27 protein-coding genes are annotated in these 22,827 nt (G+C 72.1%); 15 read left to right on the top strand and 12 right to left on the bottom strand.

The features are described from left to right. Nucleotides 1-40: 40 nt before the first annotated feature. Nucleotides 41-472: a type II toxin-antitoxin system Rv0910 family toxin gene (locus AMO33_RS08520; RefSeq protein ID WP_011208879.1), complete on the bottom strand. Its 432-nt coding sequence runs from the start codon at nt 470-472 to the stop codon at nt 41-43. Nucleotides 473-593: 121 nt separating this feature from the next. On the opposite strand from AMO33_RS08520, the gene AMO33_RS08515 reads away from it, so the two are divergent. From AMO33_RS08515 to AMO33_RS08485, 7 genes are all read left to right on the top strand, one after another. After that, entirely contained in the window at nt 594-1,778 is a 1,185-nt protein-coding gene (locus tag AMO33_RS08515; protein WP_060591827.1) for an LLM class flavin-dependent oxidoreductase, read from the top strand. Next, nucleotides 1,775-2,470 carry an FMN reductase gene (locus tag AMO33_RS08510; protein WP_060591825.1) on the top strand — a complete coding sequence of 232 codons (696 nt, stop codon included), beginning with the start codon at nt 1,775-1,777 and terminating at the stop codon, nt 2,468-2,470. The genes AMO33_RS08515 and AMO33_RS08510 overlap by 4 nt, the downstream gene beginning before the upstream one ends. Nucleotides 2,471-2,549: 79 nt before the next feature. Then, nucleotides 2,550-3,101 carry a YceI family protein gene (locus AMO33_RS08505; protein ID WP_011208882.1) on the top strand — a complete coding sequence of 184 codons (552 nt, stop codon included), beginning with the start codon at nt 2,550-2,552 and terminating at the stop codon, nt 3,099-3,101. A gap of 541 nt (nt 3,102-3,642) precedes the next feature. Beyond that, entirely contained in the window at nt 3,643-5,016 is a 1,374-nt protein-coding gene (locus tag AMO33_RS08500) for an ATP-binding protein (protein WP_060591823.1), read from the top strand. Beyond that, nucleotides 5,016-5,447, top strand: a complete 432-nt coding sequence (locus AMO33_RS08495) for a roadblock/LC7 domain-containing protein (protein WP_041560083.1) — start codon at nt 5,016-5,018, stop codon at nt 5,445-5,447. The genes AMO33_RS08500 and AMO33_RS08495 overlap by 1 nt, the downstream gene beginning before the upstream one ends. Next, nucleotides 5,444-5,794 carry a DUF742 domain-containing protein gene (locus AMO33_RS08490; RefSeq protein WP_011208885.1) on the top strand — a complete coding sequence of 117 codons (351 nt, stop codon included), beginning with the start codon at nt 5,444-5,446 and terminating at the stop codon, nt 5,792-5,794. The genes AMO33_RS08495 and AMO33_RS08490 overlap by 4 nt, the downstream gene beginning before the upstream one ends. Next, complete coding sequence (locus AMO33_RS08485) at nt 5,769-6,374, top strand: GTP-binding protein (protein ID WP_041560084.1); 606 nt, start codon at nt 5,769-5,771, stop codon at nt 6,372-6,374. Before AMO33_RS08490 ends, AMO33_RS08485 begins: the two co-directional genes overlap by 26 nt. A 95-nt stretch (nt 6,375-6,469) precedes the next feature. Here the strand turns inward: AMO33_RS08485 and AMO33_RS08480 are convergent, their stop codons facing one another. Both AMO33_RS08480 and AMO33_RS08475 read right to left on the bottom strand, forming a co-directional pair. Beyond that, nucleotides 6,470-7,441, bottom strand: a complete 972-nt coding sequence (locus AMO33_RS08480) for a proline dehydrogenase family protein (protein WP_060591822.1) — start codon at nt 7,439-7,441, stop codon at nt 6,470-6,472. Between the two features lie 25 nt (nt 7,442-7,466). Beyond that, entirely contained in the window at nt 7,467-8,246 is a 780-nt protein-coding gene (locus tag AMO33_RS08475; protein WP_082668617.1) for a uracil-DNA glycosylase, read from the bottom strand. A gap of 174 nt (nt 8,247-8,420) precedes the next feature. Here AMO33_RS08475 and AMO33_RS08470 point away from each other — a divergent pair, with 174 nt between their 5' ends. Then, nucleotides 8,421-9,065 carry an LUD domain-containing protein gene (locus AMO33_RS08470; protein ID WP_060591820.1) on the top strand — a complete coding sequence of 215 codons (645 nt, stop codon included), beginning with the start codon at nt 8,421-8,423 and terminating at the stop codon, nt 9,063-9,065. A gap of 17 nt (nt 9,066-9,082) precedes the next feature. On the opposite strand, the gene AMO33_RS08465 is transcribed toward AMO33_RS08470, so the two are convergent. Next, the gene (locus AMO33_RS08465; protein WP_011208891.1) at nt 9,083-9,697 is read right to left on the bottom strand and encodes a QsdR family transcriptional regulator; all 615 of its coding nucleotides are present in this window, start codon (nt 9,695-9,697) and stop codon (nt 9,083-9,085) included. A 124-nt stretch (nt 9,698-9,821) separates the two neighbouring features. Here AMO33_RS08465 and fabG point away from each other — a divergent pair, with 124 nt between their 5' ends. The 4 genes from fabG (at nt 9,822) to AMO33_RS08445 (ending at nt 13,570) form a co-directional block, all read left to right on the top strand. Next, the gene (fabG, locus tag AMO33_RS08460; protein ID WP_060591818.1) at nt 9,822-10,583 is read left to right on the top strand and encodes a 3-oxoacyl-ACP reductase FabG; all 762 of its coding nucleotides are present in this window, start codon (nt 9,822-9,824) and stop codon (nt 10,581-10,583) included. Nucleotides 10,584-10,699: 116 nt separating this feature from the next. Continuing rightward, nucleotides 10,700-11,116 carry a hypothetical protein gene (locus AMO33_RS08455; protein ID WP_011208893.1) on the top strand — a complete coding sequence of 139 codons (417 nt, stop codon included), beginning with the start codon at nt 10,700-10,702 and terminating at the stop codon, nt 11,114-11,116. 51 nt (nt 11,117-11,167) lie between these two features. After that, nucleotides 11,168-12,700, top strand: a complete 1,533-nt coding sequence (locus AMO33_RS08450) for a phytoene desaturase family protein (protein ID WP_060591815.1) — start codon at nt 11,168-11,170, stop codon at nt 12,698-12,700. Nucleotides 12,701-12,778: 78 nt separating this feature from the next. Further along, nucleotides 12,779-13,570, top strand: a complete 792-nt coding sequence (locus AMO33_RS08445) for an SAM-dependent methyltransferase (RefSeq protein ID WP_060591813.1) — start codon at nt 12,779-12,781, stop codon at nt 13,568-13,570. 39 nt (nt 13,571-13,609) lie between these two features. Here AMO33_RS08445 and AMO33_RS08440 read toward each other — a convergent pair whose 3' ends face one another. Together AMO33_RS08440 and AMO33_RS08435 are read right to left on the bottom strand one after the other, a co-directional pair. After that, nucleotides 13,610-14,521 carry a DUF5995 family protein gene (locus AMO33_RS08440; protein ID WP_082668616.1) on the bottom strand — a complete coding sequence of 304 codons (912 nt, stop codon included), beginning with the start codon at nt 14,519-14,521 and terminating at the stop codon, nt 13,610-13,612. A gap of 116 nt (nt 14,522-14,637) precedes the next feature. Further along, nucleotides 14,638-16,449 (bottom strand): serine/threonine-protein kinase, encoded by a 1,812-nt coding sequence (locus AMO33_RS08435; RefSeq protein WP_060593380.1) that lies wholly within the window; start codon nt 16,447-16,449, stop codon nt 14,638-14,640. 84 nt (nt 16,450-16,533) lie between these two features. Between AMO33_RS08435 and AMO33_RS08430 the strand changes: the two genes are divergently transcribed. Next, entirely contained in the window at nt 16,534-17,049 is a 516-nt protein-coding gene (locus AMO33_RS08430) for a gluconokinase (protein ID WP_011208898.1), read from the top strand. 42 nt (nt 17,050-17,091) lie between these two features. Here the strand turns inward: AMO33_RS08430 and AMO33_RS08425 are convergent, their stop codons facing one another. Together AMO33_RS08425 and AMO33_RS08420 are read right to left on the bottom strand one after the other, a co-directional pair. Beyond that, entirely contained in the window at nt 17,092-17,883 is a 792-nt protein-coding gene (locus AMO33_RS08425; RefSeq protein ID WP_041560085.1) for a M50 family metallopeptidase, read from the bottom strand. Nucleotides 17,884-17,939: 56 nt separating this feature from the next. Then, a complete protein-coding gene (locus AMO33_RS08420; protein ID WP_060591812.1) occupies nt 17,940-18,992 on the bottom strand; it encodes a Gfo/Idh/MocA family oxidoreductase in 1,053 nt (350 codons plus the stop codon). A 130-nt stretch (nt 18,993-19,122) separates the two neighbouring features. Here AMO33_RS08420 and AMO33_RS08415 point away from each other — a divergent pair, with 130 nt between their 5' ends. Together AMO33_RS08415 and AMO33_RS08410 are read left to right on the top strand one after the other, a co-directional pair. After that, nucleotides 19,123-20,067: a GlxA family transcriptional regulator gene (locus AMO33_RS08415; RefSeq protein ID WP_060591810.1), complete on the top strand. Its 945-nt coding sequence runs from the start codon at nt 19,123-19,125 to the stop codon at nt 20,065-20,067. Between the two features lie 31 nt (nt 20,068-20,098). Further along, nucleotides 20,099-20,845, top strand: a complete 747-nt coding sequence (locus AMO33_RS08410) for an HD domain-containing protein (RefSeq protein ID WP_060591808.1) — start codon at nt 20,099-20,101, stop codon at nt 20,843-20,845. A 4-nt stretch (nt 20,846-20,849) separates the two neighbouring features. Here the strand turns inward: AMO33_RS08410 and AMO33_RS08405 are convergent, their stop codons facing one another. From AMO33_RS08405 to AMO33_RS08390, 4 genes are read right to left on the bottom strand one after another with little or no spacing between them, the layout of a single operon-like run. Further along, nucleotides 20,850-21,611 (bottom strand): siderophore-interacting protein, encoded by a 762-nt coding sequence (locus AMO33_RS08405; protein WP_060591807.1) that lies wholly within the window; start codon nt 21,609-21,611, stop codon nt 20,850-20,852. A 59-nt stretch (nt 21,612-21,670) separates the two neighbouring features. Next, nucleotides 21,671-22,042 (bottom strand): hypothetical protein, encoded by a 372-nt coding sequence (locus tag AMO33_RS08400; RefSeq protein WP_060591805.1) that lies wholly within the window; start codon nt 22,040-22,042, stop codon nt 21,671-21,673. A 21-nt stretch (nt 22,043-22,063) separates the two neighbouring features. Continuing rightward, a complete protein-coding gene (locus AMO33_RS08395) occupies nt 22,064-22,516 on the bottom strand; it encodes a PIN domain-containing protein (protein ID WP_060591803.1) in 453 nt (150 codons plus the stop codon). Then, entirely contained in the window at nt 22,513-22,743 is a 231-nt protein-coding gene (locus AMO33_RS08390) for a ribbon-helix-helix domain-containing protein (RefSeq protein ID WP_011208906.1), read from the bottom strand. The genes AMO33_RS08395 and AMO33_RS08390 overlap by 4 nt, the downstream gene beginning before the upstream one ends. Nucleotides 22,744-22,827: the final 84 nt, after the last annotated feature.

Genomic DNA, 22,827 nt, shown 5'->3' with positions numbered 1-22,827 from the left:
GCCGGTCCCGGTTCGTCCGTGGCCGGCGATCGGCGTTTCATCAGCCGTAGAGCGCGACGAATTTCTCCAGCGACCGCTCGATGTCGCCGCGTACGGCCTTGGCTACGCCGGCGCCGATCGGACCGAACAGCGGCGCGCCGCCCAGTTCGAGGTCGACGCTCACCTGCGAGCCGGTGCCCGTGGGGGCGACCAGCAGGCCGAGGGTGAATTTGGTGCCGCCCTTGCCCGAACCCTTCAACACCAGCCGGTTCGGCGGTTCGGCGGTCTGCACCGTCCAGGTGACGCGGTTGCGCAGGCCCTTCACCGTCGCCACCCCGACCAGTGTGGTGCCCGGGGTCAGTTCGGTGGGCACCTCGCCGCGCCAGGCCTCGTGCATGGTCAGCCACTTGTCCAGGCCGGCCAGGTCGGAGGTGTGCGTCCACGCCTGCTCCGGGCTGATCGGGACGTCGGCGGAGACCTTCAGCTTTGCCATTCGCGCATGGTATCCGGCGGCTTCCGGTGGCGCCCGCCACGGGAACGGGTGCGGGGAATAGACGGGGGGAGGCCCCGGTTGGTATGGTTGCCAAGTCAACCAACGAGCCCGAGGAGGCCTCGTGCAGTTCGGAATCTTCTCCGTCGGTGATGTCACCACGGACCCGACGACCGGTCGGACCCCCACCGAGGCCGAACGCATCAAGGCGATCGTGCGGATCGCGCAGAAGGCCGAGGAGGTCGGACTCGACGTCTTCGCCACCGGCGAGCACCACAACCCGCCGTTCGTGCCGTCCTCGCCGACCACCATGCTCGGCTACATCGCCGGCACCACCGAGCGCATCCAGCTGTCCACCGCGACCACGCTGATCACGACCAACGACCCGGTCAAGATCGCCGAGGACTTCGCGATGCTGCAGCACCTGGCCGACGGCCGGGTGGACCTCATGCTCGGCCGCGGCAACACCGGCCCGGTCTACCCGTGGTTCGGCAAGGACATCCGCGACGGCATCGCGCTCGCCATCGAGAACTACCACCTGCTGCACCGGCTCTGGCGGGAGGACGTGGTGGACTGGCAGGGCAAGTTCCGCACCCCGCTGCAGTCGTTCACCTCGACCCCGCGCCCGCTCGACGACGTGCCGCCCTTCGTCTGGCACGGCTCGATCCGCAGCCCGGAGATCGCCGAGCAGGCCGCCTACTACGGTGACGGCTTCTTCGCCAACAACATCTTCTGGCCGAAGGAGCACTTCCAGCGGTTGATCGCGCTGTACCGGCGCCGCTACGAGCACTACGGGCACGGCTCGGCCGACCAGGCCATCGTCGGCCTGGGCGGGCAGGTGTTCATGCGCAAGAACTCCCAGGACGCGGTCCGCGAGTTCCGGCCGTACTTCGACAACGCGCCGGTCTACGGGCACGGGCCCTCGCTCGAGGAGTTCACCGAGCAGACCCCGCTCACCGTCGGCAGCCCGCAGCAGGTCATCGACAAGACGCTGACCTTCCGGGAGTACTTCGGCGACTACCAGCGCCAGCTGTTCCTGATGGACCATGCCGGCCTGCCGCTGAAGACCGTGCTCGAGCAGCTCGACCTGCTGGGCGAGGAGGTCGTGCCGGTGCTGCGCAAGGAGTTCGCCGCCCGCCGCCCCGCGCACGTGCCCGACGCCCCCACCCACGCCGCGCTGGTCGCCGCCCGCCGGGCGCGGGCCGACGAGATTCAGTCCGACGCTGCTCAGCCCGACGGGGTTCAGGCCCACGAGGCTCAGGCCGACGAGGTTCAGGCCGACGAGCAGAGGCAGGAGGTGCGGTCGTGACCGACACCCGAATCGCGGTGATCTCGGCCGGGCTGTCCCAGCCCTCGTCGACCCGCCTGCTGGCCGACCGGCTCGCCGCGGCCACCGCCCGTTCGCTCACCGCGCGGGCACGCGAGGCGGAGGTCGCCGGGCCGGGGTTCACCGGCGCGGGGTCCAGCGACGCGGAGTTCACCGGCGCGGAGTTCACCGTGATCGAACTGCGCGACCACGCGCACGACCTGGCGAACAACCTGGTCACCGGGTTCCCCTCGCCCGCACTGCGCGAGGTGACCGAGGCGGTGACCACGGCGAGCGGTCTGATCGCGGTGACGCCGATCTTCAACGCCTCCTACAGCGGCCTGTTCAAGACCTTCTTCGACGTACTGGAACCGGACTCGCTGACCGGGATGCCGGTGCTGCTCGGCGCCACCGGCGGCACCGAACGGCATTCGCTGGCGCTCGAGCACGCGCTGCGCCCGATGTTCGCCTACCTGCGCTCGATCGTCGTGCCGACGGCCGTCTACGCGGCCTCGGCCGACTGGGGCGGCGGCGACGCCGGGGAAGGACTGGACCGGCGCATCGATCGCGCGGCCGGGGAACTGGCCGAGCTGGTGGCTGGACGGGTGGGCGCCCGGTCCGCCGATCCCGACCCCGCCGATCCCTACGAGGAAACCGTTCCCTTCGAAGACCTGCTGGCCGGCCGCCTCGGCTGACCGGCACCCCGTCGGGGCACCGCCCCCGGGGCTCCCGACCACCCCACTAGTTGAAATTTCTACCACTGGAGGACACGACATGACCACCGGAATCGCCAAGGGACTGACCGCGGGCACCTGGGTCATCGACCCCGCCCACTCGACCGTCGGCTTCTCGGTCCGGCACCTGATGGTGAGCAAGGTCCGCGGCCGCTTCACCGACTTCGACGGCAAGCTCGTCATCGGTGCGGACGGCACCGCCTCGGCCGAGGCCGCCATCCGCGTCGACTCGGTCACCACCGACAACGAGCAGCGCGACGCGCACCTACGCACCGCCGACTTCTTCCACGCCGCCGAATTCCCGGAGATGACCTTCAAGTCGACCGGCTTCCGCGTCGACGGGGAGAACTTCGTGGTGGACGGCGAATTCACCGTCCGCGGCAACACCAAGCCGGTCTCGCTGGACGTCGAGTTCCTCGGGGTCAACCCGGGCATGGGCCAGGGTGAGGTCGCCGGGTTCGAGGCCAAGACCGTGGTGAGCCGCCGCGACTTCGGGCTCGACATCGACATGCCGCTGCCCGACGGTGGCGCGGTGATCGGCGACAAGATCACGCTGACCCTCGAGGTCGAGGTCGTCAAGCAGGCGAGCTGATCGCCGGCGACGCCGCGATACCGACCGGCCCGTCCACCCGCTGCCGTGGGTGGACGGGCCGTTGTCGTCTCCGGGGGGCGTTGCCGGTCGGCTGCGGGACCGGCGTGTCGCGGCGGCGGGTCCGGCTCGGCGTCTGGGGGCCGTGACGCCGTACGGCCCTCGGACCAGCTGTTTTCCACGGGCAGGTACGTGCGGGGCGGGCAAATCCGATGCCGGTCAGCAGGTTACGTCGAGACCGCGCCGTAATACTGCTAATGTTGGCGCGTCGTCGGGTTCCGGTCCGGTCGGGATACCCCGTCCGGACGGCGGTCGTGGTCTGGATCGCCTGTCCCGCAGGCACAGTGAGGTGAGCGGTGAGCCTCCGTGCCGCCCCGGGCCGTTGAACCCTCCGGCAGGAAACCGATCCGATCGAGTTCCACAGGTCGGAAAATCCCGAGGAAAGGCACAACGAGTTCTGTGGTCGCAGGCTGGTGGTCGACACGGGGGCCGTGACGTGCTGTTTCCGGGTGAAGGCTCGTAGCCGTAGATGACGAGAGAACAGATGAATTTGGATATCGCCGTAGTACTTCCGTGGATTCTCGCCCCCGTCCTGGTCCTGGCGGTGGCCGTGTACGCCTCGGTCGCGATCCGCAAGGAGCGTGCCCGCGTCGAGGAACTCACCCGTGAGCAGGGTGCGCGCGACGAGGCGCTGGAGCGATTCGCCTCGCAGACCGTGCCCGCGCTCACCGAGGCGATCCGGCGCCACGACGCGCCGAACGTCACCGTCGAAGTGCCTGTCGCGCTACAGAACTCGCGCTTCGCTCAGGTGCTGAACTGGACCGGGGAGCGGTACGTCGACGGCCTGCGCATGGTGCAGGCCGAGACCGCCGACCGGGTGGGCGCGGAGGCCGAGGCCCGCACCAGGCAGGCCGTGGAAGCGGCCGAGGAGGCCGTTCGTGCCTCCGCGCGGGAAGCGACCAGTGGCGCCGTGCGCTCGTTCGGCACCTCGGTGGTGAGCCTCGGCGCCGACGTCAGCCAGGTGGTCAGCGCCGCGCTGCGCGCGCACCGCGACGACGAGGTGTACGCGACGCTGACCCGCATCGACCACACCGTCCAGCAGATGATCCGCCAGGCGCAGTCCTACGTGATCGTCTGTGGCGGCCTGCCCGGCCGGCGCTGGCCCGCCCAGACGCTGACCGACGTGGTCGGCGGTGCGACCGGCCGCGTGCGCGACTACCTGCGGGTGCGGGCCAACCAGTCCGACCGGGTGGTCATCAGCCGCGCGGTCGAGCCGCTGGTGCACACGCTGGCGACCCTGCTGGACAACGCGCTGCGCTACTCGCCGCCGACCTCCTTCGTGGACGTGACCTTCCAGGAAGGCCACCACGGCGTGACGGTCATCGTGGACGACGCGGGCGTGCGGATGAACTCCGAGCAGATGGAGGAGGCCAGGCAGGTGCTGGCCGGAGAGCGCTCGGTGGACATCCACCAGCTCGGGCCCTCGCCGAAGGTCGGCTTCCCCGGCATCGCCGCGCTGGCCCGCCGCTACGGATTCACCGTCTACATCGACGGTCCCAACGCCTACGGCGGCATGCGCGCGATGGTCTACATCCCGGAGGCGCTGCTGCAGCCGCAGAAGGCGAGCGAGTCGGGCGAGGACGTGGTCGAGGAGCCGGCGCCCGCGCGCGAGCCGGTCGCGGTCGCCGCGGCCCGTACAGACGAAGGGGAGGAGAAGCAGTTCGCCGTGCACGAGATCACCCAGGGCGGACTGCCGAAGCGGCGGCGCAGGGCCGTCGCGCCCGCGATCGGCGCCCGGCCGCGCCGGACCGGCACCGAGGCGACGCCCGGCCGCCCGGATATCGCCGCGGCTTGGCATGCCGGTTCCAAGAGCGGTCGCGCCGCCGCGACCGAACACACGGAAGGGACGACACCTTGATGGGCACAACGAATACGGCCGTGACCGACAGCAGCAACAGGCTGGGCTGGTTACTCGAGGATCTGAGCATTCCCGGTGTGCGTTTCGCGGTGCTGCTGTCCGACGACGGCCTGCGCATCGCGCACTCCTCGGGGATCGCCCGTGACGACGCCGAGCGGTTCGCCGCGGCGGCGTCGGGTCTGCGCTCGCTGGGCAAGGCCCTGGGCGAGTTCTGCGGCGGCCCGGAGAGCGGTGTCCGGCAGAACATGACCGAGTACGACGACGGGATGATCTTCATCACTGCCGCGGGCGAGGGCGCGCTGCTCGGCGTGTCGACCACCACCGAGATCGATGTCAGCCTGATCGCGCATCGGATGAACGAGCTCGCGGGCCGCGTCGGGCACGAGCTCGGCAGCATGCCGCGGCAGAGGACAGACAGCGACCTGTCATGAGCAGGCACCGCCGCGACCCCGACCTCGTTCGGGCCTATGTGCGCACGGGCGGTCGATCCCGACCCACCCGCGACCTGGATCTGGTGACCCTGGTCGTGGCCGCGTCGGATCCGCCCACCGGCGCGAGTCCCGACGCGCGCCGGGTGATGAATCTGTGCAGCCGCCGCGGCGCCCTGTCCATCGCGGAAATAGCCGCCTACCTGGACATGCCGCCGTCCGTGGTGAAGATCGTGGTCTCGGATCTGCTCGACGGCGGCAATCTCAGCACACCGACTCCGGCCCAGATGTTGCCGGAGATCTCCCTGTTGGAGGAGGTACTCAATGGGCTCCGTGCTCTCCCGGCCTGACCGTGTCGTCGAGTATGTGCCGGAGACGGTGACCCGATCGGTGAAGCTGTTGGTGGCGGGTAATTTCGGCGTCGGCAAGACGACCTTCGTCAGCAGCGTCTCCGAGATCAAGCCGCTGCGTACCGAGGAGACCATCACCGAGGCCAGCATCGGGGTGGACGACATGGCGGGTCTGCCGGGCAAGACGCAGACCACGGTCGCGATGGACTTCGGGCGCATCACCCTGAATCCCACGCTGGCGCTGTACCTGTTCGGCACGCCCGGCCAGCAGCGGTTCGTGCCGCTGTGGGAGGAGCTGGCCCGGGGCGCGCTCGGCGCGCTGGTGCTGGTCGACACCCGCCGGATCGAGAAGTCCGACGAGGTGCTCTCGGTGCTCGAGGAGCGCGGGGTGCCGTATTCGGTGGCGGTCAACCAGTTCGACGACGGCCGGGTCTATCCGCTCGACGAGGTGCGCGACGCGCTCGACCTCTCGCCGGAGACCCCGCTGACGAACCTGGACGCCCGCCACCGCGGCACCTGTCTGCAATCGCTGATCACGCTGGTGGAGTATCTGTTCCACCGCGTGGAGTCGCGCGTCTGACGCCCCCGGGCGGGCCGCATCAGGTGTGGCCCGCCCGCGGCGGGACGCCGCTCGCACCGGCTCGGCGCCGGACGACGGGGCACGCCGCGCGCGGATCAGGCGCGGTCGCGGGAGGCGGCGGCGCGGAGGAAGAAGGCCAGATTCGCGGGGCGTTCGGCGAGGCGGCGCATGAAATAGCCGTACCACTGGTCGCCGTAGGGCACGTAGACCCGCATGCGGTGGCCCGCGTCGGCGAGGCGGCGCTGTTCGGCGTCGCGGATGCCGTACAGCATCTGATACTCGAAATCGTCCGGGCCCCGTCCGGTTTCGGCGGCCAGGCGATCGGCCTCGGCCAGCATCGCGGGATCGTGGCTGGCGACCATCGGGTAACCCCGGCCGGACATGAGGATGCGCAAGCACCGGCGGTAGGAATCGTCCACCTCGGCGGCGCGTTGGAAGGCCACCGATGCGGGTTCGCGATAGGCGCCCTTGCACAACCGGATCCGTGATCCCGGCCCGGCGAATTCTCGGCAATCGCCCTCGGTGCGGCGCAGATAGGCCTGCAGGACGGTGCCGACGCCCGGGAAGTCCGCTCGCAGCTCGCGCACGACGGCGAGGGTGGCGTCGGTGGTGGTGTGGTCCTCGGCGTCCACCGTGACGCCGATCCCGGCCGCGGACGCGGCGGTGCAGATCTCGCGGGCGTGGTCGAGCGCGATCGCCGCACCGTCGCCGGGCAGGGCCTGGCCGAGTGCGGAGAGCTTGACCGAGACCTCGAGCGGGCGGACCGTTCCCGGCGCACCGGCGGCGGGCAGTTCGGCGAGGGCCGCGAGCAGGCGGCGGTAGTGGGCGACGGTGTCGCGGGCCCGCGCCAGGTCGGTGGTGTGTTCACCGAGATGGTCGACGGTGATCCAGCGGCCGGAGGCCAGCAGCGCCTCGACGGTGCCGAGCGCGTCGGCCTCGGTGGTGCCCGCCACGAAGCGGTCCACCAGCGCCCGGGTCGCGCGCAGCGACGTGACGGTGCGCTCGACGCGGGGCGAGGCGGCCGCGGCGAGCAGGGCGGGGCGGAGCAATCGGGTGAAACCGCTCATCGGCGTGCCCTTTCCGTACGGTCGCTCACGACGTGGTCCGCAGTCCGGCGGCGTCGGCGGCTTCGGCCAGCACGGCTTCGAGCATCGCCGGGGTCAGCCTGCCGGTGAAGGTGTTCTGCTGGCTGACGTGGTAGCAGCCGAACAGCTCGAGCGGCGCGCGGTCCGCGGCGGCCGGTTCCAGCCGCACCCGCACCCCGTGCCCGAACTTCGGCCGCGGCCGTGGCACCGCCCACCCCGCCTCGGCCAGCGCGGGCAGCAGCGCCTGCCAGCCGAAGCCGCCGAGTACCACGATGGCGCGCACGGTCGGCGCGAGCAACCCGAGCTCGACGTCGAGCCAGCCGCGGCACCGATCGCGTTCGGCCACCGTGGGTTTGTTGTCCGGCGGGGCGCAGTGCACCGGGGCGGTCACCCGCGCGCCGAGCAGGCGCAGCCCGTCGCCGGGATGCACCGCGGTGGGCTGATTGGCCAGGCCGACCGCGTGCAGGGCGGCGAAGAGGACGTCACCGCTGCGGTCACCGGTGAACATCCGCCCGGTCCGGTTGCCGCCGTGCGCGGCGGGCGCGAGTCCCACGAGCAGCAGCCGGGCGTCGTCGGGACCGAAGCCGGGCACCGGGCGGCCCCAGTACGTCTCGTCGCGGAACGCCGCGCGCTTGGTCTCGGCGACGAGTTCGCGCCACCGCACCAGCCGAGGGCAGGCGCGGCAGGCGGCGATGTCGGCGTCGAGGTCGGCGATGCTGCGGTAGCGGGCGCGCGCCGGCGCACCACCGGCGAGGGGAACGGGCGGCGGTCGCGTACCGGAGGACATCTCGCCAGGGGACATATCCGCAGCATAGGCCCGTCGTGACGGGGATCATGCGGTTGCCACGCCCCGCGCGGCGCGGGTACGTTGCCCGGTGCGGGACGGCCCGGCGGTCGCGGACGCGAGAGGCCGTCGACCCGCGTAGGCGACAACGGTGAGGTGAGACATGACCGAGGGCAGGTGCGAACCGCGCGCACCCCGGAGGGCGGCGCGGTGAGCTCCGACGAACAGCTGCTGCGCCGGGTCCGCGACCTGCTCGTCGAACTGCCCGACGACGAGCGGGTGGTTCCGGTGCGGCGCGGCAGGCACGCCGCGATCGACCCGGCCGACCGCGCCGGCCTCGTCTCGGACTTCCTCGCCCGCCTCGCGCGCGACGGTGCGCGGGGGCGGCGGGTCGCCGAAGAAGAGGTCGCCGCGGCACTCGACGACGCGCTGCGCACGCTCGGCGCGACCGCGGTGATGGTGCCCGACGGGCTGCCCGCCGCCCTGCTGGCGCCGTGGCGGAACGCGGGCCACCGGGTGGTCACCGACAGTCCGATGTCGGCCGCCGAGGAGTTCGACGGGGTCGACGCGGTCGTGACGACCTGCGCGGCTGCCGTCGCCGACTCCGGAGCGCTGGTGCTCGACGGCGGCCCCGGCCAGATGCGGCGTGCCGCGCGCCTCGACGTCGCGTGGCACGTGTGCCTGGTGCGGGCCGAGCAGATCGGCCCGTCCCTGCCGGAGGTGGTCGACCGGCTCGACCCGCGCCGGTCGATCACGATGTTCGGTGGGCCGGGCCAGGAGTCGGCGGGCGGCGCGGGCCTGGTCGTCCTGGTGGTGGAGTAGTTCCGCTCCGGTGTGGTTCAGCCGGAGGTCGGCGGAACCAGCCCCACCAGCACCGAATACACCTCGCGCAGCCGGTCCACGTCGTTGCGGATGCCCGCGGCGGTGTCGGTGTAGAGGAACGCCTCGCCGATGCGCACCAGGGTGTAGGCCAGCAGGTCGCGTTCGAGCGGCGGCTGATACCCGTCCTCGGTCTCGACCCGGCTGATGAGTTCGGCGACGGCGGCGACGGCCCGCGGCTGCACCGGCCCGTCGCTGGCGGTGAGGATCCGCAGTCCCGACATCGGCTCGTTCTCGAAGTACCGGCGGAACGGTTCGTTCACCGCCTCCCAGCGGGCCACGCGGTCGAGCACGTCGAGGATCCGGCGTCCGCCGCGCGCCCGGCACTTGGCGTCGGCTTTGGCGATCATCTGCTCGTACTCCTGGACCAGCATCGCGCCGAGCAGGCCGTCGCGGGAGCCGAACCAGCGGTAGATCGAGGCGCGGCTGAGGCCGAGTTCGGCCGCGATCGCCTGCACGTCCACCCGTTCGCCGGCCAGGAAGGCGCGCCGGGCGAGCGCGACGACCTCCTGGCGGGTCGCCGACGCGGGCCTGCCCGGGGATCGGGTGCCCGCGGGGCGTGGGGGAGTGGTCATCGGGCGAATAATACAGGCAGTCGACTGTGTATCAAAATGGCCGCGTCGTACCGCCGGGCGCGTCTATGTTATTCGGTATCCGCCGGTCCCACACCGGCGCGCCCTCGAACATGTCAGGAGCATCATGAGCGCATCGACCTCCCGCACCGCCATCGTCACCGGTTCCGCGCGCGGCATCGGCGCCGCGACCGCACGCAGGCTGGCCGCCGACGGCTTCGCGGTCGCCGTCCTGGATCTGGAAGAGTCGGCGGCCGGGCCGGTCGTCGGCGAGATCGAGGCGGCGGGCGGCCGGGCACTGGCCGTCGGCGTCGACGTCGCCGACGAGCAGTCCGTGGACGCCGCGGTGCAGCGGGTGGCGAGCGAGCTCGGCGCGCCGACCGTGCTGGTGAACAACGCCGGTATCACCCGCGACAACCTGTTGTTCAAGATGTCGGTGCAGGACTGGGACGCGGTGATGAACGTGCACCTGCGCGGCTCGTTCCTGATGAGCCGGGCCACCCAGAAGTACATGACCGAGGCGAAGTGGGGCCGCATCGTGAACCTGTCGAGCACCTCGGCGCTGGGTAACCGCGGCCAGGCCAACTACTCCGCCGCCAAGGCGGGCCTGCAGGGCTTCACCAAGACGCTGGCGATCGAGCTCGGCAAGTTCGGCGTCACCGTCAACGCCATCGCCCCCGGCTTCATCGAGACCGACATGACCGCGGCCACCGCCGAGCGGCTGGGAATCCCGTTCGAGCAGTTCCGCGAGGCCGCCGCCAAGCAGATTCCGGTGGCGCGCACCGGCACGCCGGAGGACATCGCGCACACGGTGTCGTTCCTGGTGAGCGAGGGTGCGGGCTTCGTCTCCGGCCAGGTCGTCTACGTGGCGGGCGGCCCCACGGCCTGACCGGCACGGCACGGTTTGCCGGATCGTTGCGAGATCGGCGGAAAGGCCCCGATCGGGCCGGTCGCCGCCCTACGATCGCAGTGGGTTTCCCGCGTCGATCCGGAAGGGCCACGCCGATGACCGTCACCGCGCACACCCGCGTCCGCGCCGCCGTCGCCGCAGGCTTGTGCGCCTGCGCCGCCGGGCTCGCCGTGGCCACGGCACCGGCCGCGGCCGGTGCCGTCACCGGACTGAAGACGTTGCCCAACCTCACCTGGGGCATCGACAGCGACTACGGCACCGGCTGCACCGCGACGATCCAGGCCTTCGTCACCGATCCGGTGGCCCCGGTGTACTTCTACGACAACGGGATTCCGCTGGCGACCGTGCGTCCCACCGGCGGGGTCGCGCTCGTCACCTGGGTACCGGCCACACCCGGAATGCACCGGATCAGCGCGGGCCAGGCACCCGACGCGGTGGCCGCGGTGGCGGTGGATGTGTGGACCGGTGTCGGCACGCCGGTGGGCTACGGGTGCGTGGTCACCGGCGCCTGACCGGCGTGTCGGGGTTGGGCCGCGGCCGCGCCGCCGTGCTATCGAGGACCGATGACGCGAGGTAGCTATGACGTGGTCGTGGTCGGCGGCGGGCACAACGGTCTGGTCGCCGCCGCGTATCTGGCCGGCGCCGGGCGTTCGGTGCTGGTGCTGGAGCGGCTCGATCACACCGGCGGTGCGGCGGTCTCGCAACGTCCGTTCCCGGGCGTGGACGCCCGGGTCTCGCGCTACTCGTATCTGGTGAGCCTGCTGCCGGAGCGCATCGTGCGCGATCTCGGCCTGCGCTTCCACACCCGGCGCAGGCGCATCTCGTCCTACACCCCGGTCGGTAGCGGCGGCCTGCTCGTCGACACCGCCGACCTCGCCCGCACCCGCGCCTCGTTCCGCGAGCTCACCGGCTCGGACCGGGAATTCGAGGCGTGGCAACGCTTCTACGCCGCCACCGCCCGGCTGGCGCACCGGGTGTTCCCGACCCTGACCGAACCGCTGCCCACCCGCGCCGAACTGCGCGCCCGCGTCGACGACGACCGGACCTGGGCGGCGGTGTTCGAACGGCCGCTCGGCGAGGCCCTCACCGCCACCTTCGCCGACGACACCGTGCGCGGCATCGTCTTCACCGACGCGCTGATCGGCACGTTCACCCACGGCGAGGACCCCACCCTGCGGCAGAACCGCTGCTTCCTCTACCACGTCATCGGTGGCGGGACCGGTGACTGGACGGTGCCGGTGGGCGGCATGGGCGCACTGACCTCCGCGCTCGCCGACGCCGCCCGCGCGGCCGGCGCCGAGATCCGCACCGGCACCGCCGTGACCGGCATCGACAGCGACGGGCGCACCGCCGAGGTGCGCTACGACGGCGGCGCGGTCGGTGCCGGGCACGTGCTCGTCAACGCCGCCCCGCGCGAACTGGATCGGCTGCTCGGCCGCGCGCCGGGCGGCGAACCCGAAGGCTCCCAACTGAAGGTCAACATGGTGGTGCGCCGATTGCCGCGATTGCGCGACACCGCGGTCGATCCCCGGGACGCCTTCGCGGGCACCTTCCACGTGGCCGAGTCCTACCGCGAACTCGACGCCGCCTATCGCAGTGCCGCGCACGGGCGGATGCCCGCGGTGCTGCCGTCGGAACTGTACTGTCACACGCTGACCGACCCGTCGATCCTGACCGGCGACGCGGCCGGGATGCACACCCTCACCCTGTTCGGACTGCACACGCCCGCACGGCTTTTCCGCGACGATCCGGAGGCGGCCAGGGCCGCGGCGTTGCGGTCGGCGCTGGCCGGGCTCGACGCGGTGCTCGCCGAGCCGTTGGCCGACTGCCTGGCCGAGGACGCCGAGGGCAGGCCGTGCCTGGAGGTGCGCTCGCCGCTGGACCTGGAGCGGGAGCTGGGTTTGCCGGGCGGACACATCTTCCACGGCGATCTCGAGTTCCCGTGGCGCGCAACCGAGGCCGACGATCCCGCGCACCGGTGGGGGGTGGCGACCGGCGTGCCGAACGTGCTGTGTTGCGGTGCGGGTGCGGTGCGCGGCGGCGGCGTCAGCGGGATCGGCGGCCACAACGCCGCCATGGCGGTACTGGACCGGTGACCGAAGACCCTGCTGCGACAGCGGGATCGGCGGTACAGTCGCCACGACATCGCCGGAAAAGTGTTTCAGGAGTCACCCATGGTCGACCAGCACCGTCCCGTCCGAACCGATGTCCCGTCCTCGGCGCGCATCTGGAACTTCTGGCTGGGCGGGCGTGACTACTACGAGGTGGACCGCCAAGCGGGTGAAGCAGGGCTGGCCAGCTACCCCGAGATCCGCTCGATGGCGGTGCAGTCCAGGCAGTTCCTGATCCGGGCCGTGCACTGGCTGGCCACCGAGGCCGGGGTGCGCCAGTTCCTCGACATCGGCACGGGTCTGCCCACCATGCAGAACACCCACGAGGTGGCCCAGGCCGCGGCGCCGGACGCCAAGATCGTCTACGTGGACAACGACCCGCTGGTGCTGGCCCATGCCAGGGCGTTGCTGGTCAACACCACCGACGAGGGCGTGACCACCTACATGGAGGCCGATTTCAACGCTCCCGAGCTCATCCTCGCCGACAGCCGCAACGTGCTGAACCTGAGCAAGCCGGTGGCGGTGATGTTCATCGGCGTCCTCGGCCACGCCGCCTCCTACGAGGACGCGCGCCGCGTGGTGCGCACCATCATGGAGCCGCTGGCCTCGGGCAGCTACCTGGTGCTCTACGACGGCACCACCGACGATCCCGGCTACGTCCGGCTGTGCGCGAACTACGCGAAAACCGGTGGGGTGCCCTATACTCCGCGCACCTCCGAGCAGATCCGCGGACTGTTCGACGGGCTCGAACTCGTCGAACCCGGTGTGGTGCCGATCAATTTCTGGCGCACCGACGAGGCCGAGCAGGGCGTTCGTCGCGCGTCGGCCTGGGGCGGGGTCGGCCGCAAGCCCTGACCCGCACAGTCCGCGGATGCGCCACGATCCGCGGACGTCTCACAGGCCGCCGACGGCGGCCAGCACCTCGAAGGCGGCGTCCGCGCTGCGCCACAGCACGTCGATCTCGGCGCGCACCGCGGGTTCGAGCGCCGGATCCTGGAGTGCCAGACCGTTGCCGAAGATCACCACGTTGGCGCCCGCGTCGGCCAGCCGCAGCAGTGGCCCGGTCGCCACGCCCGCGCCGAGCACGGCGTCCAAGCCCTCCCCGACGAAGTAGAACCGCCACAGCGGACCCAGGTCGCCGCCGTAGATCGCCTTCGTCGCGTCCACGATCAGGAAGCCGTGACTGGCGATCGCGTCGACGATGGTGAAGTAGTCGCGGGCATCGGCCGGGGTGGCGCGGGTGGCGGCGACGGCGTTGGCGAGGTCGACGCTGAGGTGGGCGTTGTAGCCGGCCATCGCGACCCGGGCCGCGGAGAGTTCGCAGCGGCGGGTGAGCGCGAAATAGTGCGTCCATTGGGGTTCGGTCGGCCCGCCGGTGAACTCGGCGTGCAGGTTCCGCAGGAAGCGCAGCAGCAGGTCGAGGCTGATGCGGTGCGCCCACTCCGGGTCGTCGAAGGCGGCGGGCGTGCGCTGCAGCGGCATCACCGCGGTCTGTTCGACGGTGTCCAGGCCGAGCGCGAGCAGGCCGCGGCGGTCGCGGTGCTCGACGAGGATCTCGGTGATGCGCCGGTGCCGCTCCACCGCGCGCTCGAGCCGGTCGAGGGAGCTGCCGGTGGCCGGGTCGGCGACCTCGGTGGTGTCGGCGAGGTCGGCGATCTCGGCCACGGTCGCGGGCGCGAGCGGCGCACCGCAGGCGGTGTCGGCGACGGCGGCTGCGCGCGCGGGGACGAGCAGGGTGAGCGCGCTGCACAGCAGTGCCGCGAGGACGGCGAGGGGCAGGAACGGCCGCGCGGGGCGAAGGCTCATGGGTCGCTGCGCTTTCGGGTCGGCGAGTGATCGGCGATCGGGCGGTGACGCGGTCGAGCGGCTGGGATGTCGAGCGGGCTGGGACGTCGAGCGGGCTGGGATACAGCCTAACCCGGTCAGCCGCGGCGCAGGATCCCCGCGATCGAACCGCCGAACAGTCCCGGGGTGCTGTAGGCGAGGGAGCCGTCCGGTTGCAGGCGCACGGTGGTGACCGCGCCCTCGTCGCGGCAGTCGCGCGGGCTGTCGTCGGCCAGCCGCGCGACGAAGGTGAGCTGCTGCGGATTCGCCTCGGTGAGCCGTTCGACGCGGCTGCACCGCTGTCCGATGAGTTTGCCGGTGTTGGCCGAGCGGGCCACCTCCGCGCCGACCTCGCCCTCGTCGATGACGAGTTCGATGTCGAAGGCCACCAGGCCGTCGGCCGCCGTGCCGCGCCAGGTGCCGACGAACTCGGCGGGTACCGCGGATTCGGGGGCGGTGGTCGTCGAGGTGGCCGCCGTGGTCGTCGGCGCGGCCTCGGTCGGTTCGGCGACCTGTGCGCTCGGCGGGGCGCCCGCGTTCTCGTGCGGGGGCTGGTCCCGCAACTGCGTACCGATCACGAAAGCGCCCGCGGCGACGGCCGTTCCGACGACGACCAGGGCCGCCACCAGCGGCCCGCGCCGGCCGGACCGGCGGGTGGACGGCTCGTGCGCGGTCGACGGGCGGTGCAGGGCTGTCGCGTCGGTGCGGCCCGCGCCGGACCCGTGTTGCCGGCCGTGTGGAGAGTGCGCCGAATAGCCCTGGGGGACAGAGTGATTCCGGTCCACCGAGCGGTCGGAGCCGGAGTGTGCGGTGTGGGTGTGCCACCCGGTCGGGGTGGTGCCGTAGCGACCGGACTCGGGCTGCGCTCCGGTGCCCTGCCCCGCCGCGGTGCCGTACCCGCCCGACGACTGCCGGTAGGGGTCGTCCTGCGGGAAGCGGGCGGTGCCGGGATGCGAAGGCGCGGTGCCGTGGCCGGACGGGATGGCGGCCGCTCGGGTGGGTTCGCCGTAGCCGTCGTCGGGTTCGGAGTCGAGATCGAGCAGCCGCACGGCACGGGCGCTGACGTCCTCGAGCACCGGCGCGGGCAGCCAGCCCGCGCGGTCGGGCAGGCCGAGCGCGGTGAGCTGGTCGAGCACCTGCCGCGGGGTGGGCCGGTCGGCCGGGTTCTTGGCCAGGCAGGCGGCCACCACCGGCCGCAGCCGCGGCGGCACCGCCTCGATCCGCGGTTCCTCGTAGACGACGCGCCACAGCAACTGCACCGTGTCGCCGGTGCCGAACGGCCCTTGGCCTGCGGCGGCGTAGGCCAGCACGCCGCCGAGGGCGAACATGTCGCCCGCGGGCCCGATCGGTTCGCCGGTCACCTGCTCCGGACTCATGAACGCCGGGGAACCGATGACCTTGCCGGTCGTGGTGAGGGAGGTGTCGTCCATGGCGCGGGCGATGCCGAAATCGATCACCTTCGGCCCGTCGAGGGCCAGCAGCACGTTGGAGGGCTTGAGGTCGCGGTGCACCACCCCCGCCGCGTGCACCGCGATCAGGGCCTCGGCCAAGCCGTGGGCGAGCACGAGCAGGCTGTGCTCACCGAGCGGACCGAACCGCTCCACCGCATCCGACAGCGCGAGCCCGGCGACGTAACCGGTGGCCAGCCACGGCGGGTTCGCGGCCACGTCGGCGTCGAGCACCGGCGCGGTGCACGAGCTGCCGACGCGCCGGGCGGCGGCCACCTCGCGCTGGAAGCGGGTGCGGAACTCCGGGTCGGCGACCAGATCGGGCCGGATCACCTTCACCGCGACGGTGCGGCCGCCCGCGCTGCGCCCCAGGTACACCCGCCCCATGCCGCCCGCCCCGAGGACGCCGAGAAGCCGGTAGTCGCCGATCCGTCGCGGATCGTCCAAGCCGAGCGGTTGCATCGCGTAGCGGGTTCCCTTCGAGCCGATCGAACCCCGAAAGGCTACCCACCCACCGATCGCGTCCGCGACACGCACCATGGGGGGATGACGCAGAACGAATCCGCGCCGCGGGTGGTGGTGATGGGCGTGACCGGATCCGGCAAGACGACGGTGGGAACGCGCCTGGCAGCGGCACTGGGTGTGCCCTTCGCCGAGGGCGACGACTTCCATCCGGCGGCGAACATCGAGCGGATGCGCGCCGGTATCCCGTTGACCGACGCCGAGCGCAGGCCGTGGCTGGACCGCATCGCCGCCTGGTTGGCCGGGGCGACCGGCGGGGGCGTGGTGAGCTGTTCGGCGCTGGCCCGCGCCTACCGCGACACCCTGCGCGCGGCCGCGCCCGATGTGCTGTTCGTGCACCTCGACGTGCCGCGGCCGGTGCTGGATCGGCGGGTGCGCGAACGCCGCGGGCACTTCATGGCGCCGCAGCTGCTGGATTCCCAGCTGGCGCTGTTGGAGCCACTCGGGCCCGACGAGCCGGGCGTGGTGCTCGACGGAACGCGGCCACCCGAGGAACTGGTGGCGCGGGCACGCGAGCTGATGCGGACGACGCCCCGCTGACCACCGGCCCGGATGGCCGTTTCCGGTGCCGGGGTGACCGGTTCAGCCCGGCGCCGGGCAATTGCCCGACGAGATCGCGGGCAGGCACAGTCCGGTCGCCTCCGACAGCAGCAGCCCGCCACCGTAGAGCAGGGCGGCCAGGGCGATCGCGGCAAAGATCAGCACCCACAGCAGCGCGGGCAGGTGGGTGAGCGCGGCGAGCTGGTCGGCGTCGGAGTCGACGCCGCCCGGATTGCCCCACCGGTGTCGGCGGCCGCGCTGCATCTCGACCACCGGCCGCAGCCCGGCGAACAGCAGGAACCAGGCGGCCAGGTAGGCGAAGGCCGCCTGCACGAGGTCGGTGCCGAACCAGGACACCGCGAACACCAGCGCGCCCAGGGCGAGGACCGTGCACAGGCCGTAGAGGTTGCGCACCTTGATCAGCACGGCGGCCAGCAGCGCGATCGAGGTCCACAACATGAGCGTGATCCGGTCGGCGGCCAGCAACGCCGCGAAACCGAGCCCGAGCAGCGGCGGGGCCGGATACCCGGCGAGCGCGGTGAGGATCATGCCGGGGCCGTAGGGCTTTCCGCGCGAGACCGTCAGGCCCGAGGTGTCCGAGTGCAGGGTGATGCTGTCGAGCCTGCGGCCGGTGACCAGCGCGACGAGCGCGTGGCCGCCCTCGTGCGCGATGGTGACCGCGTTGCGGGTGATCCGCCACAGCGGCCCGGCGGCGACGAGCACCAGCGCCAGCACGGCGGTGACGAGGACCAGTTGCCACGGCGGCGGACTCTGCGTGGTCGTGAGCCGGTCCACGAGGGAGGCGCCACGATCGACCAATTCGGCGGTGTGCACCCGCCGAACCCTAGCGATCGCACCGCCGCACCGCACCGGCTCCCGGCGTCCGGTCGTCAGTCGACGGCGACGACCAGCCCGTCCTCGGCGGAGCGGCGCGCGGCTTCCAGGACGCGCAGTCCGGCCACCGCGTCGGCGGGATCGACCGGCACCGGGCCACCGTCGAGAACCGCCCGCGCCATGCCGTCGTAGAAGGCCGGGTAGTCGCCGGGCAGCGTCGGGTACGGCGCGCTGTCGGGCTCCGCGCCGAGAGTGCCCCACGCCTCGGGAGGGGTTGTGCCCCAGTCGCTTGCACCGGGACGGCGGCCCGCCCGCAGCGCGTCCTCCTGCGGGTCGAGCCCGAACGTGACATAGCCCGCCCGCGCCCCCAGCACGCGGAACCGGGGCCCGAGCCGCGGCGCGACCGCGCTCGCCCACAGGTGCGCCCGCACGCCGCTGTGGTGGGTCAGCGCGAGGAACACATCGTCGTCGGTGCGCACCTCCGGGCGCCGGTTGTCGAGTTCGCAGAACACCGACCGCACCGGTCCGAACAGCGTGAGCGCCTGGTCGACCAGGTGCGAGCCGAGGTCGTAGAGCAGGCCCGCGCCGTCGGCGGCGGTGCCGACCTCGCGCCAGCCGCCCTTGGACACCGGCCGCCACCGCTCGAACCGCGACTCGAACCGGCGCACCTCGCCCAGTTCCCCGGTCTCGACGAGCCGGCACACCGTGCGGAAATCGCCGTCCCAGCGCCGGTTCTGGAACACCGAGAGCGCCACGTTCGCCCGTTGCGCGGCCGCCACCACCTCCGCGGCCTCGGCCGCGGACACCGCGAACGGCTTGTCCACCACCACGGCCAGCCCGGCCGCGACGGCACGCAACGCCAACGGCGCGTGGGTCCGGTTCGGGGTGGCCACGACGACGAGGCCGACGTCGCCCGGATCGGCGAAGAGCGCGTCGGCGTCGGGCAGCACCCGCACCCCGGGGTGCTCGCGCCGGGCCTGTTCGGCGCGCTCGGCCGAACCCGTCACCACCGCCGCCACCCGCATCCGCGGATGCGCCGCGATCAAGGGTGCGTGGAAGACTGCACCCGCCAAGCCGTATCCGATCACCGCCACGTCGAGGCTGCTCATGCTCCCGACGCTACCGCCCGCACCGGGCCGGTCGCGGCATGCGCCGCCGGGACCGGACGCCCCGACCGTGTCCGGATCTGTGGGTGACGTGTCCTTGTGGACATGCCGTCGCGGTCGAGAGACTGAACGCATGGAATCGACGGACCGCGACGACGTGGTGGTCGCCCTGGCCGACGGGGTGCTGCTGCTGGATGTCGCCGGTCCGGTCCAGGTGCTGCACTGGGCGCGGCGGCGGGTGCGATTCGCCTCCCTCGACGGCGGCCCGGTGCGCACCGACGTGGGCGCACCGCTCGGCGCGGATTGCGCGTTCGCGGAGGTGGCCGCGCGGATCGACACGCTGCTCGTCCCGGGCTTCGCGCCCGACGACCGGCCGGACTCGCGCCTGGTCGCCGCCGTCGGCGCGCTGGCCGGGCGGGCGCGCCGGGTCGCCGCGGTCTGCACCGGCGCTTTCGTCCTCGCCGAAGCCGGGCTGCTCGACGGGCGCCGGGCCACCACGCACTGGATGGGTTGCGGCGAACTGGCCCGGCGCTTTCCGCGCGTCACCGTGCAGCCCGACGCCATCTACGTGCGCGACGGCGGCGTCGTCACCTCGGCCGGGGTCACCGCGGGCATCGACATGGCACTGGCGCTGGTGGAGGAGGATCAGGGCCAGGAGCTGGCCCGCACCGTCGCCAAACAGCTGGTCGTGTTCCTGCGCCGGCCGGGCGGCCAGTCCCAGTTCAGCGTGCGCGCGCAGATCGCGGGCCCGCGCGCCGACGGCGTGCGTGCCGTCGTCGATGCCGTGATCGCCGATCCCGCAGGCGATCACAGCCTGCCCGCGCTGGCGGCCCGCGCCGCCATGAGCGAACGGCATCTGAGCCGCCTGTTCCGCAGGGAACTCGGGACGACGCCGGGCCGGTTCGTCGAACGGGCCAGGGTGGAAGCCGCGCAGCACCTGCTGGAGGCGAGCACCGATCCGATTCCCGTGGTGGCGCGCCGCTGCGGGCTCGGCTCCGAGGAAACACTGCGCCGCACCTTCGTCAAGGTGCTCGGCGTCACGCCCAGCGACTACCGGGCGCGCTTTCGCGCGCACTGATCCGATCCGTTCTCGAACAGAGGGGTGACCCATGTCCCTGTCCCGCCGTGCCGCCCTCGGTGCGTCCGCCGCCGTCCTCGCCTCCGCCGCGGTCGCGGCCGCCGACGCGCATCAGCCTGTCGCACCGGACGATCCGCTCGCGGTGCCGACCACCCCGCTGGCCCGCCGCGCCACCGAACTGATCGACGCCGAACTCCCCGCGCATCTGCGGAACCACAGCGTGCGCGGATTCCTCTTCGCCCGAGCGGTGGCCGCCACACGCGGCATGCGGCCCGGCCACGACTACGACGAGGAGCTGATGTACCTCATCAGCGCCCTGCACGACATCGGCCTGGCCGAGATCGCCAACGGCAGCCAACGTTTCGAGTTCGACGGCGCCGATTACGCCGCGGAGTTCCTGGAGCGCAACGGCGTCACCGACGAGCGGGTGGACGTGGTGTGGGACGCCATCGCCTGGCACACCACGGGCTTCGGCGACTCCCCGGTCTATCGGCGCAGGCGCCGTCCGGAGATGTGGATCACGGTGGAGGGCATCGGCATCGATGTGGCCGGCGGCCCGGCGGACCTGCCGCCCGGCCTGGCCGACCGGGTGCACGAGCGGTATCCGCGGCTGGGCGGCAGCCGCGCGCTCACCGAGGCGATCGAACGGCAGGCGCTCGCCGACCCGCGCAAGGCGCCACCGGCCACCCTGCCCGGCGAGATCGTGCACCAGCGCCACCCGCACCTGCCCTACCTCACCTGGGACATGATCCTGGCCTCGAGCGGGTGGCGGGACTGACCGCTCAACTCGCGGCGGGCGCTGACTCCTTCGCCGCCAGGTCGGCCTTCCACTGGCGGAAGCCCTCCTCGGTGCGGCCGCGCCGCCAGTAGCCCGAGATCGAGGATGCCCACTCCGCGGGCACCTCGCGTTCGCGGCGGATGTACCGGCGCAGGTCCTGCATCACCGCGTGCGCTTCGCCGTGGATGAAGATCTGTACCCGGCCGGGCCGCCACTGCGCGGCCCGCACCGTCTCGGCCAGCAGTTCGCCCGCCGGGCGGTCGCCCCGGTGCAGCCAGGTCAGTTCGATGCCCGCCGGGGTGGCCAGCGGCAGTTCGTCCGCGGGGCCGGGTACCTCGACGAAGGCCAGCCCGGACGCGCCCGGGTCCATCGTCTCGAGGGCGGCGGCGATGGCGGGCAGCGCGGCCTCGTCCCCGGCGAGCAGATGCCAGTCGGCGTCCTGGCGCGGCGAATACGCCCCGCCCGGCCCGTACACGTCGATGGTCTCGCCCGGCTGCACCGAGGCGGCCCACGGGCCGGCGACGCCCTCGTCACCGTGGTACACGAAATCGACCGCCAGCTCCGCGGCCGCGGCGTCGACCCGGCGCACGGTGTAGGTCCGCAGCACCTCGCCGTCCGCGCGCGGGAAGATCAGCTTGATGTAGGAATCGCTGAACTCACTCGGCCGGAACGCGGCGAACCCGGGGCCGCCGAAGTGGACGCGGATCAGGTGCGGGGTGAGCTGCTCGGTGCGCAGCACGGTGAGGGTGGTACGTGGGCGGGCCAAGAGAACCTCCGGCAATAGCGAATAAGGGTTGCCTAACCAACCGTACCCGCTTCCGGCTGTCAGTAGCTGAACGCCGCCGCGACCAGCCCGACGCTGGTGGCCAGGAACGACAGCACACTCACCGCGCGATAGGCGAGGTGGCCGGTCAACTCCTCGCGAAACGCCAACGGCAGGAACAAGGTCGGATTGAGCAGGGTGCCCAGGATCACCAGTGCGACGATCCACCCCGCGAGGTCGGGCACCGCCACCCCGACCGCGATCAGGATGACCCCCATGATGATGTAGTCCAGGTGCGCCTGCAGCAGCCTGCGCGGACTCACCACCCCCCACCGCTCGAACAGCCGCGGCGCGGCGTGGCTACCCGCGATCACCCACCCGAACATCGCCCCGAACGCCAACTCCAGCAGCCCGACCCGCACCAGCACACTCATCCCGACTCCTCCCGGCAACGCCTACTCTGATTCGCCGTCCTGGATGGGCAGGTGGAAAGCGGCGAAGGATGGGGTGAGCGGGGTCAGTGCGCGGAAGTCACGTTCGTCGAGCGTCACGATGGCATTCGTCAGATAACGTTCAGCGAGCACCACGTTCACAGCATCGGCCAGGTCGAGGCGTAGACCGCCGAACTGGTGGATGAGTCGCTGAGCCACCCGCAGGTCGTGGTGGTCGACGGGAGGGACGAGGATCGCCCCTTCCTCGGCCGAGGTGAGCAGATCGTCCAGGACGAGATCGGCGACGCGCCGGTCCTTTCCGAAGCGGGCGACGAGCAAGTGATCGACCTCGTCCAGGACCAGCGGGGAGACGACGGCGACCGAGCTCGCGAGTAGAGTTTGCACCTTTTCCTGCTGCGCTGCCGCATTGTCGTACGCGGCGATCAGCGCGGAGGTGTCGGCGATGAAGAAGCTCACCGCTCGTATGCCGAGCGAAGGTGTTCCTCGGCGTCGACGGCGAACCGCGGGTCACCCGAGTCGAACGAGGGCCACTCGCGGGTTCGCGGTGCCCGCGGGGTTCGTAGCAGGACCAGGTCCACGCCTTCCCGAATCAGGTCGGCTTCCGAACGACCAGCGGCCTCCGCGGCGCGCTTGAGACGCTCGACCTGCTCTTGATCGAGGTACACGCTGGTCTTGATCTTCACAAACGTATGGTAACACGTAGGGCACCCGACCCCGGGCTCGCGACGCCGGGCGCACGCTTCGACGAGGCATTCAGCAGCGACGCT

Source organism: Nocardia farcinica (assembly GCF_001182745.1).
GTDB classification, from domain to species: Bacteria; Actinomycetota; Actinomycetes; order Mycobacteriales; family Mycobacteriaceae; genus Nocardia; species Nocardia farcinica.
Note: the sequence above shows the minus strand (reverse complement) of the source record. Positions and strands in the feature narration are given on the sequence as shown.

Bases quoted from the DNA above. Each gene is read 5' to 3' on its own strand.
- AMO33_RS08520 (WP_011208879.1), bottom strand. From the start codon at position 472: ATGGCAAAGCTGAAGGTCTCCGCCGACGTCCCGATCAGCCCGGAGCAG.
- AMO33_RS08505 (WP_011208882.1), top strand. From the start codon at position 2,550: ATGACCACCGGAATCGCCAAGGGACTGACCGCGGGCACCTGGGTCATC.
- AMO33_RS08500 (WP_060591823.1), top strand. From the start codon at position 3,643: ATGAATTTGGATATCGCCGTAGTACTTCCGTGGATTCTCGCCCCCGTC.
- AMO33_RS08495 (WP_041560083.1), top strand. From the start codon at position 5,016: ATGGGCACAACGAATACGGCCGTGACCGACAGCAGCAACAGGCTGGGC.
- AMO33_RS08490 (WP_011208885.1), top strand. From the start codon at position 5,444: ATGAGCAGGCACCGCCGCGACCCCGACCTCGTTCGGGCCTATGTGCGC.
- AMO33_RS08485 (WP_041560084.1), top strand. From the start codon at position 5,769: ATGGGCTCCGTGCTCTCCCGGCCTGACCGTGTCGTCGAGTATGTGCCG.
- AMO33_RS08480 (WP_060591822.1), bottom strand. From the start codon at position 7,441: ATGAGCGGTTTCACCCGATTGCTCCGCCCCGCCCTGCTCGCCGCGGCC.
- AMO33_RS08475 (WP_082668617.1), bottom strand. From the start codon at position 8,246: ATGTCCTCCGGTACGCGACCGCCGCCCGTTCCCCTCGCCGGTGGTGCG.
- AMO33_RS08465 (WP_011208891.1), bottom strand. From the start codon at position 9,697: ATGACCACTCCCCCACGCCCCGCGGGCACCCGATCCCCGGGCAGGCCC.
- fabG (WP_060591818.1), top strand. From the start codon at position 9,822: ATGAGCGCATCGACCTCCCGCACCGCCATCGTCACCGGTTCCGCGCGC.
- AMO33_RS08455 (WP_011208893.1), top strand. From the start codon at position 10,700: ATGACCGTCACCGCGCACACCCGCGTCCGCGCCGCCGTCGCCGCAGGC.
- AMO33_RS08450 (WP_060591815.1), top strand. From the start codon at position 11,168: ATGACGCGAGGTAGCTATGACGTGGTCGTGGTCGGCGGCGGGCACAAC.
- AMO33_RS08445 (WP_060591813.1), top strand. From the start codon at position 12,779: ATGGTCGACCAGCACCGTCCCGTCCGAACCGATGTCCCGTCCTCGGCG.
- AMO33_RS08440 (WP_082668616.1), bottom strand. From the start codon at position 14,521: ATGAGCCTTCGCCCCGCGCGGCCGTTCCTGCCCCTCGCCGTCCTCGCG.
- AMO33_RS08435 (WP_060593380.1), bottom strand. From the start codon at position 16,449: ATGCAACCGCTCGGCTTGGACGATCCGCGACGGATCGGCGACTACCGG.
- AMO33_RS08430 (WP_011208898.1), top strand. From the start codon at position 16,534: ATGACGCAGAACGAATCCGCGCCGCGGGTGGTGGTGATGGGCGTGACC.
- AMO33_RS08420 (WP_060591812.1), bottom strand. From the start codon at position 18,992: ATGAGCAGCCTCGACGTGGCGGTGATCGGATACGGCTTGGCGGGTGCA.
- AMO33_RS08415 (WP_060591810.1), top strand. From the start codon at position 19,123: ATGGAATCGACGGACCGCGACGACGTGGTGGTCGCCCTGGCCGACGGG.
- AMO33_RS08410 (WP_060591808.1), top strand. From the start codon at position 20,099: ATGTCCCTGTCCCGCCGTGCCGCCCTCGGTGCGTCCGCCGCCGTCCTC.
- AMO33_RS08400 (WP_060591805.1), bottom strand. From the start codon at position 22,042: ATGAGTGTGCTGGTGCGGGTCGGGCTGCTGGAGTTGGCGTTCGGGGCG.